At 51.8% G+C, this 11,231-nt stretch carries 12 protein-coding genes; 2 read left to right on the top strand and 10 right to left on the bottom strand.

The genetic code is table 11. The features are described from left to right. Window positions 1-174: 174 nt before the first annotated feature. The 7 genes from CYR55_RS15140 to CYR55_RS15110 form a co-directional block, all read right to left on the bottom strand. Window positions 175-1,506, bottom strand: coding sequence for a hypothetical protein (locus tag CYR55_RS15140; RefSeq protein ID WP_101817216.1), 1,332 nt, complete (start codon window positions 1,504-1,506; stop codon window positions 175-177). Between the two features lie 165 nt (window positions 1,507-1,671). Beyond that, window positions 1,672-2,895: a DUF3500 domain-containing protein gene (locus CYR55_RS15135; protein ID WP_101817215.1), complete on the bottom strand. Its 1,224-nt coding sequence runs from the start codon at window positions 2,893-2,895 to the stop codon at window positions 1,672-1,674. Between the two features lie 15 nt (window positions 2,896-2,910). Beyond that, entirely contained in the window at window positions 2,911-3,768 is an 858-nt protein-coding gene (locus tag CYR55_RS15130) for a fumarylacetoacetate hydrolase family protein (RefSeq protein ID WP_101817214.1), read from the bottom strand. 29 nt (window positions 3,769-3,797) lie between these two features. Next, entirely contained in the window at window positions 3,798-4,175 is a 378-nt protein-coding gene (locus tag CYR55_RS15125) for a nuclear transport factor 2 family protein (protein WP_101817213.1), read from the bottom strand. Window positions 4,176-4,191: 16 nt separating this feature from the next. After that, window positions 4,192-4,974 carry an SDR family oxidoreductase gene (locus tag CYR55_RS15120; RefSeq protein WP_101817212.1) on the bottom strand — a complete coding sequence of 261 codons (783 nt, stop codon included), beginning with the start codon at window positions 4,972-4,974 and terminating at the stop codon, window positions 4,192-4,194. Window positions 4,975-5,392: 418 nt separating this feature from the next. Continuing rightward, complete coding sequence (locus CYR55_RS15115) at window positions 5,393-5,662, bottom strand: LysR substrate-binding domain-containing protein (RefSeq protein WP_165699606.1); 270 nt, start codon at window positions 5,660-5,662, stop codon at window positions 5,393-5,395. Window positions 5,663-5,922: 260 nt separating this feature from the next. Then, complete coding sequence (locus CYR55_RS15110; protein ID WP_101817210.1) at window positions 5,923-6,303, bottom strand: winged helix-turn-helix transcriptional regulator; 381 nt, start codon at window positions 6,301-6,303, stop codon at window positions 5,923-5,925. Window positions 6,304-6,402: 99 nt separating this feature from the next. Between CYR55_RS15110 and CYR55_RS15105 the strand changes: the two genes are divergently transcribed. After that, a complete protein-coding gene (locus CYR55_RS15105; protein ID WP_101817209.1) occupies window positions 6,403-7,134 on the top strand; it encodes an SDR family NAD(P)-dependent oxidoreductase in 732 nt (243 codons plus the stop codon). A gap of 185 nt (window positions 7,135-7,319) precedes the next feature. Here the strand turns inward: CYR55_RS15105 and CYR55_RS15100 are convergent, their stop codons facing one another. The 3 genes from CYR55_RS15100 to CYR55_RS15090 form a co-directional block, all read right to left on the bottom strand. After that, complete coding sequence (locus tag CYR55_RS15100; RefSeq protein WP_175580810.1) at window positions 7,320-8,405, bottom strand: mechanosensitive ion channel family protein; 1,086 nt, start codon at window positions 8,403-8,405, stop codon at window positions 7,320-7,322. Window positions 8,406-8,655: 250 nt separating this feature from the next. Beyond that, entirely contained in the window at window positions 8,656-9,513 is an 858-nt protein-coding gene (gene dapF / locus CYR55_RS15095; protein ID WP_101817207.1) for a diaminopimelate epimerase, read from the bottom strand. 111 nt (window positions 9,514-9,624) lie between these two features. Further along, on the bottom strand, window positions 9,625-10,557 hold the full coding sequence (locus tag CYR55_RS15090) for a LysR family transcriptional regulator (RefSeq protein WP_101817206.1): 933 nt from the start codon (window positions 10,555-10,557) through the stop codon (window positions 9,625-9,627). Window positions 10,558-10,649: 92 nt separating this feature from the next. Here CYR55_RS15090 and CYR55_RS15085 point away from each other — a divergent pair, with 92 nt between their 5' ends. Beyond that, entirely contained in the window at window positions 10,650-11,126 is a 477-nt protein-coding gene (locus tag CYR55_RS15085; RefSeq protein WP_101817205.1) for a GNAT family N-acetyltransferase, read from the top strand. Window positions 11,127-11,231 lie beyond the last annotated feature (105 nt).

The following is an 11,231-nucleotide window of genomic DNA, read 5'->3' as shown; positions in this document are numbered from 1 at the left end:
CGTTGCTCTAAATCGGCAGGCACCTGCTGCGTGTGCGGATCGCGGCCATAGATAACGCCGGAGCAGAGCATTGGCCCGATGCGGCAGGCTGCCGGAATAGGATTAGTATGGGGAAAACCATCAATATAGATACTTTGCCGTTTTGACATAATCATCTCCTGGGAGCAGTCAGCATTAATAGTCCTCATCCGCCATTTTCGCGCCAAAGCGGTACACGAGCCTCAAACGCTCTGCGTGATAATTGCCGGTGACTTCAGAAGGGGAATGAACGTAATCAAACTCGAATTCCAGATGCAGGCGTGGTGTGACGTTATAACCAAGGATCATAAAGGCCGCGTTGATGTCCTCGGCAGGCAGCGGATAGTAGATCCCCGTCGAGTCCTTCAGTTCCAGACGTGTCACGCCAAATACGCCCAGCCAGGTATCATCATGATAGGCATAGCGCAGAGCAAAGGCGTTGCCGGGCTGGTTAGTCGTCACCATGGACACCAGCGGCTGGCCACTCTCCAGCGGCGTGTGGTCATAAATGCCGTAACTGTAGGGCGCAAAGAACCCCCCGCTCAGGAAGGCATCCTTTTTAGACGGCACATGTGTCGCGGCAAAATAGATGTCGTGATGGCGCGAACGCATACCGATGCGACCTGAATAGAGATCGGTATCGACATTGCGATACGGAGAAGCCTGATCGCCGGCATCCCACTCATGCAGATATTGCGCCCCCCAGTAAGGCGTCCAGTTGCCAAATCTCAGGCCAGGAACGGGGATTTCTGCGCCACCGTACGCAAGCTGAGCACGCTTATCGAAGTTGTAATACCAGGCTTCAGCGGTCGTGTTCCAGCGCTGGCCATACCGTAATCCCAGCGTGGTGAAGCCATCACTGTCAACCGAAGGTACGCTGGTGTCTTCGATTTCCGGATTGCCGGCATCCCCCTTTTCAAACTGATCGGCGCTCAGCGGCTTAAAACGATAGATGCGGTAAGCATTGAGTTTAACATTGCCCTTTTCATTGAGTGCGTAGGTACCGCCGAACCCCTGGTAAAGCGCGGGAACCATCGTCCAGCCCTCTCCTTCGTTGGCAAAAGGTGTATCCAGGCCAAAGCGCCCCGCCTGGAGATCGAGCCCGTAACGCCGGTAGCGCAAAAAGGCTTTTCCGAGCACGGTGGTATTACCGGACGGCAGATAAATCTCTGTTTTCTCCACATCGGAAGGATTCAGCCCCAGGTTATAAGCCCCGTAAACCCCCAGCCCTACACTAACCCCCCCTATTTCCGGGCTGCGATACTGAATATCCCCGCCCAGCGAACTGGTGCGCTTGTTTGGTAACGTCCCGCTGAATTCTTTGAAAAACGTCATGGTTTTCAGTTCGCCAGAGATATTTCCCTGGGCCAGCCAGTCATTGAAGCTGTCTGAATCCGTCGCCGGTAATGCGTCGGCGTAACACGCACCACAAAACAATGCCAGCGGCATGATGGTTAAAGCAGTTGTATGAAATGTCTGGACGCGCATTGCCTGGTAACCTCGTTTTATAAATAGGTAGGGTTAATGTCTTTCAGGGTTTTAGGCGCAGCGAAGCCTTCCGCTTCTTCAGGAAGCAGTTAACAAACGCTGTGGGTTACCCGGGCAAAACGTCGTCACCCGGTACGACGGAAATGCAGGCTTTGTGGCCTGTCGTTATTTCTGATACTGCATCAACAATGCGTTGCCGTAATCGTTACCGTTCGGGATACGGGTAATAGTGTGAATATGGAAGCGTGCCGGCTCTTCATTGGTAAGCCACATGCCGCTGTGATGATCGAATTCCAGTATCACCACCGGGCTTTGAATGCGGTAATAAAAGACGTCGTCATTGCCGCAACCGCCGATCCAGCTCCACCAGGTTGATTCAAGATGCGCCTCGATCTGCTTCAGGCGCGCCTCACGCGGCCCGTCAGGCAAAAAATCGAGAAAAACGGCGATGGTTTGCATCAGCCCGGCGCGCTGCGAGGCATTAAATTCTGCTGCGCAAATGCCTTCCGGCGGGATAACGCGATTGTCCTGAAATGCACCGGCCAGGTGCCGTTGATCGGCAAAATTAAAACGCTCCGGGGGCATCAGCGGATCTTCCATCTGCTGATACACGGTTGCCCGCGCCTGTTGCTCCCGGCTGAGGGATTGCATCAGTGCCAGGCCCCGTTGTTCTTCTTCGGTGAACAGCACGCAGTCACTGTTGTCACCGCGCGCAATCACGTTGGGCTCTACCCCCATAAAGGTGGGTGCAATAACCAATTGCCGCCCTACGATAAAGCAGCAAAACGCCACATGATGCCCATAGATACTCCAGCCCCAGGGCTGCGTAACAGAGGGTTCCCCAAACAGCAAGAAGTGGAAACTCCAGCGGTTCATGATATTGGTGAGATCGTAGAGTTCGCCAAGAAAATGATTGGCATCCATCAGCTGCTGCACTTTGATAAACCCCCGTTCACTGGTGCAGCTGCGTAACAGTTCCAGGAAGGCGTCACGCGTAGCGGCAGAGGTTTCTTCAAGCCGTACGCCGTAATCATTAAACGGAATTTCAGGGTTATACCAGGCACGCCACTGTTTCGCCGCTATGGGGTAACACACCTGTTTTTTCACGTCAGGATCAAGGGTGTGTAAAAGCGCCCCGGCGGCAGTGACAGCAGCGCCAACGGCAAACCCCTCATCCTGCAGGCAGTAAAGATTGGGCTGGATTTCGCCGTTGCTGGTAATGCCGCGAAAGGTTTCATCCAGCATCGCCTGCCAGTGTGCTTTTAATTTTTGTGCTTTCCCGGTGGCAAGCATGCGCTCGCCATACGTATGCACGTCAACACCACGCGCAAGCCCAATACGAGGCGCATCCGCCGGCATTAAGTAATCACGAAAGTTTTGGCTGGCCATGACATCCTCCGGCGATTAAGGCTGGGCGGCCTCTGCCACCACAGAGTTTTCTATATGGCCTAAGCCCTCTATCTCCAACCGCATGACATCACCGGGTTGCAGGAAGCGGCCTGTGGGTGCCCCAATGCCCGAAGGCGTGCCGGTGGCAAGGATATCGCCCGGCTCAAGCGTCATCACCGTTGAGAGGTATTCTATTTGCGCATAGATGTCATAAATCATGTCGCCGCTACAGGCGTGCTGACGCAACTCGCCGTTGACATACAGCGTCATCTCCAGATTAAGCGGGTCGGGGATTTCCTCTGCGGTCGTGAGCCAGGGGCCTGTCGGGCCATGGGTATCGAAAGATTTGCCCAGGGTAAAAGTAGGGGATTTGTGTAACCAGTCGCGGGCTGAGACATCATTCACAATCAAATATCCCGCGATAACGGCCGCCGCATCGCGGGCGTTGACGTGACGGCAGCGTTTACCAATCACGACGCCAAGCTCAATTTCGTAATCCATTTTATTGCTGGCATCAGGCTTCACAACGGGCGAGAACGGGCCGTTTATGCAGGATACCTGCTTGTTGAACCACATCTGGTTTTCGGGGATCGGTATGCCGGCCAGCCGGGCTTCTTCAGCATGTTGACGGTAATTCATGCCGATACCGAGAAATTTCTGCGCATCATGTACCGGCGCCTCTAACTGCACATCCGCCAGGGGAAACGCCGGGCCGCGGGCTTTTTCGAGCGCCATCCGCAACTGGGGTAAATCAGTAATCACCTGCCGCATCGATTCAGACACACCCGGTACAGCAGAGAGATCGATGACCCGATCGTTAATCACTTTGCCAATGCGTGTATGACCCTGCTCAGTAAAACGTACCAGTTTCATGCTGTTCTCCTTCACTTAATAAGGTGGCTTTAGCTCTGATAAGGGGTCAGTTGTGACAGAAGGATTTGCCAGCTCTGCGGCGTGCGTCGCAGTACCAGGGTGGAGAAGCCACAGCGTACGTTTTCCTCCCCCGTTTCCAGCAGCCGGATGGTGTTTCGCGTCTTACCGGTGAGGATGGCAAAACCGCCCTCCAGACGAATGTCGGGCGTCTCGCGGGAAATGGCGATAAACCCTCCCATACGTTCTATATGCTTCAGAAACTGTTGTTTGTTATGAACCATGCCGGTGCTGTGAACGTGGACGAGGTCCTCTGCCAGCAGTTTCTCCAGCAATACCAGGTCGGGCTGGGTTAAGGCCTGCTGGCGCTGCCGTTCAAATTCAAGCAGCTCACTTAAATGCGTTTTCATTCTCTGCCTGCCTCCGTTAAATCAGCCCGGTGTAAGAACCGCCGTCGAGTTGCAGATTCTGACCTGAGATAAAAGAGGCTTGCTGACTGCACAGAAAAGCGCAGGCGGCCCCAAACTCCTGCGGCGTGCCGTATCGCCTGGCGGCAATAGACTGCACATTACGTAAGCGCGCCTCTTCGCGACTGATCCCCTCTTTTGCAATTAAACGCTGAAGCATAAATTCCTGCCGGGGCGTATCAATCCGCTCAGGCAGCAGGTTATTAATCGTGACATTGTCTTTCGCTACGTCCTGACTGATGGCTTTACATATCGCTGTCAGCGCGGTGCGCGCTGAGGTTGATAACCCCATCATGTAATGGGGCGATTTCACCATCGCGGAGGTGATGTTTACGATGCGGCCAAAGCCCCGGGCCTGCATACCGGGGAGCCAGGCACGTATCAGCTGAACGGCGGGAATAAAATTGGCTTCCATCGCATTGCGTAATGCATCCTCGCCCCAGTCAGATAATGCACCAGGTTGAGGCCCGGCATTATTGGTAACCAGAATGTCTGTCTGTGTTAGCGAAGACATAATTTTTTCCCGCCCCACAGGCGTTGTCAGGTCTGCGGCGATAAAACTGACGTCTGTTCCCGGGTTCGCGAGGCAAAGGCGCTGCACAACACGTTGCAGTTTGCTTTCATCACGCCCATTCAAAATGATGCGTACACCTTCTGCCGCCAATGCCTCGGCACAGGCTAATCCCAGCCCCTGCGATGAAGCACAAATAAATGCGACCCTATTTTTTATGCCTAAATCCATGATATCTCCGGGTGTTAACAGGTACGTTTCGAAGGGCTTATCAGGAAATACTCTGGCCTGGGCAGGTATTCCACGGCCTGCTTTAAACCAGATATATCTGCTATTACGATATGTCTAGATATTGCGCTTCTCTGTACATGAAAACTCAGAAGTTGGTCACGGATCGTCAACGCCAAAAATCCGGCGGGTTGATATACCTTTTCATCACATTGGCACGCTTATGATTAACGCCGGGCAAGGGCTGGGCGGGCAGTTTATCGGTGTGAGGGCTGCGGGGCGCGGTTTCAGCAGAAGCGTGGTGCAGCGGCGCCTTCCGGGAGAAGACGTTCACCGATAAGATAAATGCGGCTTTTTACAGCGGGGTTCAGTAAAGCGTAATACTTTTGAAAGATCTTATGCGTCAGATGACTTTTGCTGATTATTCACGTAACCATTGAATAAATGCACGCATCGCAGGGGACATCGCTTTACCTGAAATCCAGCAAAGGGAATAGCCCGCGAACTCCATCTCCCAACGCTGCAACAGACGACAAAGCGCGCCACAAGCGAGATATTCACTGACGCGTTCGGCCGTCAGCTGGGCTATACCCACGCCCGCAACAGCGGCTTGCCGCTGCCTTTCCCGATCATCAACGACCAGATTCCCCAATTCACAATAAAGACCTCTAAAGCGAAAAGAATGAAACAAGATACTTAACCCGGCCGGTGTTTTCTATTATCGCCTTTCCAGCCTGTTACTACGTAAAGATCACAATGGAACAGGCATTAACATGAATTATTGTTGGGTTTCCCATATTAAAAATAATCAGGTTGCGGAAATGCGGGGAGATTATGACAGGGTGAAAACAAACACTTTATTTAGCAAAGGTTAAGAATGTCCTCTGCTTATCATGTGAGTTAATGAATAGATTTTCTATAACCTGCGTACATCCGGCAAGAGGACTTTCTTCAACAAGGCTTGTCCGTATGCGTCGTGTCGTACATCGCCTGCGCCTGTTCCATTTCTGGTCCATGTTTTAGTGCCCAGTCATACAGCGCAATAAAAGGTTCCTGAAGCGTCTGCGCCAGGGCTGTCAGGCTGTATTCCACACTCACCGGCGAAGTAGGGAGCACATTTCGATGCACCAGCCCATTGCGTTCAAGCCGCTTAAGCGCATCAGACAAGGCTTTGTGGGTAATCCCATCCAGCCGGCGGCGAAGTTCATTAAAGCGGGAAGGTTTAGTACACAGCACCGTGAGAATTAAAATCGACCATTTATTGGTTATGTTCTCAAGGACAGGGCGGGTTCTTCCTACATCTCTCAGGGCATTACTCTCAATCTGTGTCATGGCGATATACTCCGCGATACCTGGTATAAACAAAGTGCGTAATTGTTATTAAGTATAAAAAATATATCATCTGTTTTCCATCCGAACAGGAGTAAGCAGATGAGCAAATTAGACAACAAAGTTGCCCTGATACTGGGCGGTGCAAAAGGCATCGGTCTTGCCATTAGCCAACGATTTGCCCGTGAAGGCGCCACCACCTGGTTCACTTCACGCCGGGATGAGGAATTAAACGCAGCCAGTCACACCATCGTGGGCAACGCCAGGCCGCTGCGTGCTGATGTCAGCCAGATCAGCGAACTGACCCGTATCGTCGAGACGATTAAGTCGGAGTCCGGCCAGATTGATGTGCTGGTCATAAACGCCGGCATGTCGGAGTACGCCACTCTTGATGAGATCACGCCGGCGCATTTTGATCAGACTTTCGGCCTGAATGTCCGCTCACCGCTTTTTGGCCTCCAGGCCGCTCTGCCTCTGATGAAAGCGGGTGCCAGCGTGGTATTGATAGGCTCGATTGCCGATGTCCTGGGCACGCCGGGCTATGGCGTTTACAGCGCCAGCAAAGCGGCACTCCGTTCTTTTGCCCGCACATGGACACGTGAACTCTCCGCCCGCGGCATTCGCATCAACGTGGTCGCCCCCGGCCCTATCGATACGGATATGATGCTGGCAGTGTCTGATGAGGTGCGCAATGGATTAACCAGTACCATCCCATTGGCCAGGATGGGTAAACCTGAAGAAGTGGCAAATGCGGCACTCTTTCTGGCGAGTGATGAAAGCAGCTATATAGCCGGGGCAGAGATCTGTGTGGATGGTGGGCTGACACAAGTTTGATGAAGTGTAGCCGGTGGTACGGCTACCCGACGAGGATCTGAATGAAAGAGGAATCAGCGACTGCCCGCTTCTGATAGTGGGCAAACTCTGACACTTATAAGTGAAAAGCAGAAGTACAGTTGCCCTGATGCGTAAGCAGCACGCTCAGGGTACCTGTACGTTCCACTCTGTATCAATGAACGTAATTACCCCCTGGCCTCCTGGGCTATCGAACCGGCATCGGTCAGGGTTGCCCGCACGTGAGGAAGGCTCTGCGGATAATTTTGCTGGATAAACTCAATCATTTTTTCCCGCACGTGGCAGCGTAAATCCCAGGCCGTGGGGGAGTTCTGTGCGGTCATCAATAATCTGATCGTCATGGTTTTTTCATTCGTATCGGTAACCTGAAGCACCTGCGTCTGTTGATCCCAGAGTGTTGTTTCACTGAGTACTTTTTCAAAATGCTTACGCAGAGGATCTAACGGCATGGAATAATCAAGGTAAAGAAAAACAGAACCTAATATTTGTGCGTCATTACGCGTCCAGTTCTGGAAAGGCTTTTCTGTAAAGTAAGTAATGGGCAAGACCAGCCGGCGTAAGTCCCAGATACGCACAACAATATAGGTCAGGTTTATCTCTTCAATCCAGCCCCATTCATTTTCAACCACCACGGCATCGTCAATTTTTATAGGTTGCGTAAAGGCAATCTGAATACCGGCAAACAGGTTGACCAGCGACTTCTGAAGGGCAAACCCGATAATTATTCCTGCCACCCCGGCACCGGCCAGGATGGTAGTCCCGAATTTCCGCACACCCGGGAAACTGAGCAGAATCAGAGAAACACTCAATGACACAAGCAGGACGATAGCGACTTTTTTAACGTATATTATTTGAGTGCGGATTTTACGGGCACGAAGGTTATTTGCAATAGTAATATCATAGCGTATAAAAAGCATATCCTGCGCCACATTGGTCAACCGGATCAAAATGGAACACAAGGATAATATAATAAACGTATTGACGGTTGTGGTAATAAAAGCAAGGGCGTCCGGGTGCATGTCAATATAATTCACCCCCACATTTATTAACATTAAGGGGAGGAAAAGAAACATGGATCCACGAAGATGCTTTTCAAGTGATTTGAATAATTTTCTGTCACGATTCTGCCAGTAGCGGATGAACCTGAGAAGTATAAACCGGGCCAGAAAACCCACCGCGAATGAGAACGTGACGAGCAATACAGCCGTCACCCATGATGGCGCGCCAGATAACTCACTAAATATCAATGGCATCATTTTCCCTTATGTTCAGCCGACAACCTTGAGTTGTCAGATAAGTAACTAAAACCAGTAACCGTTGTCTTCCCGGTTATCTGCGGATTACATGATTACGCCTATTATTTTATGAAAAATTTAGTCAACTGCCTTCCCTGGCACAAAAAAAACGCACAAATAGGGAGCCTGGCATATTTTTGCCCCCTGAAAATGGGCGAATGGCAACCGGCCCGATATTCAAAAAGGTGGAAACCCACCCTTTTCCCCCTCAGGCAGAGAGGGCATTATCGCCACCGGCAAAGCAGTCCTTATCCAGCGTCAGGCTGGCTATTTTATGCACCGGGCCACACATGCTGACGTGAAAACCATCACTGAAGGTGATGTGCAACTCACCGCCCGGCATATTGACGCTGACCCGGTCATCCACCCGGTTTAACTTGCGCATTACGCTGGCAGCAGCGCAACTGCTGCTGCCGGATGCCATCGTAAAACCGGCACCCCGCTCCCAGATACCGATCCGCAGTGTATGGCGATCGACCACTTCCACGAATTGCACATTGGTGCGTCTGGGGAACAACGGATGGTTTTCAATGTGTGGGCCTAAACGATGAACCTGTGCCAAATCAAGTTTCCCGACCGGCACGACACAATGTGGATTGCCCATAGAGACCAGCGATACTGACAGAGTTTCATCCGCCAGTTTCAACGGATAATTCAACGCTTCGGGCAGATCAAGCAAGGCGGGTAAGGCCGCCGGAGTGAAATTAGCCCGGCCCATTTCCACTGTGATTTGATGAGGATCTTCATGAACGTGGCAATGTACGTCACCGCCCGCGGTGTGCACTAAAAAAGGCTGATGTCCGACCCGGCCGATATCAAAAAGATAACGGGCATAGATGCGCAGACCGTTGCCGCTTTTCTCGGCTTCAGAACCATCCGGATTGATGATGCGCAGGGTGGGAATGGTTTCACCACTGTCGATGAGCAGACCGTCAGAGCCGACGCCATAGTGGCGATGGCACAAGATACGGATCTGCTCATTGCTCAGCTGTTCGGCCACAGAACGGTGGCAGACCAGGTAATCATTACCCAGCCCGTGATATTTATGGAGCAGTAAAGGTGTCATAGTGTCTGGTGCTCTGGAATGGATGATTTAACAAGATATTACAATAACTTTTCCAGTAAGCGTTCCAAACACAAAAGATAAGACAACATCAAAAGATCAGCTTTTCCTCATTCACCGCCCTGAATTAACCTCTTGTGCCAACAGTTGCAGAACTGCCTTCAGCCAGTGCGTCGCCCCTCGCTTACCACTGCGTTTATGCGAATAAATTTTTACTTCAAACGGGCGTATCTCGAACGGTAATGCAAAAATCTTGATATCCATTGCCGGCACTAACTTCTCAGCGGCAAAACGGGGGATCGCCATCAACAAATCGCTTTCCGCAACAATAAACGGCGCGCTAAGCATGGAAGGCGTTTTAATCGCTATCTGCCGTGTATAACCCATCTGTTCAAGCTGTAAATCCAGAACACCCCGCTTCTCATTCCAGGGTGTCACCACCAGGTGCCGGGCGGCGAGATAATCCTCCAGCGTCAGCTGCGTCCGGCTTTTGTTGCTGATGACGACATACTCATCTTCGAACCAGTTTATCTCGTCCAGTTCCGGATGCCGGACATCATCCGGCGTGCTGAATCCAAGCGCCAGATCCACTTCGCCCGCCAGCAGTTCCGTCAGCGCCGGGCTGTGCGGCAAATAAAGTAGCTCGAAGCGCAAGCCGGGTGCGTTGTGCTGTAGTTGGTGCATCAGAGCAGGGAAAATGCAAAACGCGGTAAAATCCGTAATCGCAATCTGTAAACACTCTGTACTACTGGAGGCTTCAAACTCCGGCTGCGGCGTCAGCTCCTGATTAAGGAATTTCAGTGCCGATGCAATAGAAGGCGCGAGCTGAGCGGCATACACGCTGGGGCACATACGGTGGCCTTCCCGGTAAAATAACGGATCATTGAGCGTCATGCGCAGCCGCGACAGCGCGTGGCTCAGCGCCGATGTGCTCATCGCCAGTTCATCCGCCGCCAGACGAACAGAACGGTGACGATAAATCGCGTCAAAAACAGGCAGAAGGTTTAAATCAAGACGCCTCAGTGCCGGATGCATAATATTCATCATTGGTTGATTTCGTTGCACTTAACTCTTCTGACAATAATGCTTATGCTTGGCGCCATCAATGCCTACCCCATGCAGAAACCACAGGAAAATTAATGAGCATTACGATTCGCCAGGCCCGCCCGGAAGACGCAACAGCAATTTACGATATGATCTATGAGCTGGCCGTGTATGAAAAAGCGCCGGAAGAAGTTGTCACCACGCCGGATGAGATCCGGGAAACCCTGTTTGGTGCAGGCAGTAAAACCGAAGCGTTGATCTGTGAAATTGAGGGTAAAACCGTCGGGTATGCCGTTTTCTTCACCAGCTACTCCACATGGCTTGGGCGTAACGGTATCTATATGGAAGATTTATACATTTCCCCGGATTATCGCGGCAAAGGTGCGGGAAGGGCATTGCTGAAAACTATCGCGCAATACGCAGTGAAACGGCGGTGCGGCCGCCTTGAATGGAGTGTGCTGGACTGGAACCAGCCCGCCATTGATTTTTACCTGAGCATTGGCGCGCTGCCGCAATCTGAATGGGTACGCTACCGCCTTGATGGCGAAGCACTGCTGAAATTTGCCGAATAACAGCGCCTTTCACCTCCCCCGGCAGGCGGCTGCCTGCCAATATAAGCCAGACATAACGCGGCCGTTGAAATCCCGGGCAGTTAATGATTTGATAAAAACATTAAT

The sequence above is a fragment of the Chimaeribacter californicus genome, assembly GCF_002858675.1.
In the GTDB taxonomy this organism is placed as follows: domain Bacteria; phylum Pseudomonadota; class Gammaproteobacteria; order Enterobacterales; family Enterobacteriaceae; genus Chimaeribacter; species Chimaeribacter californicus.
The sequence above is the reverse complement of the archived record's forward strand: the minus strand, read 5'-3'. Positions and strand labels throughout refer to the sequence as shown.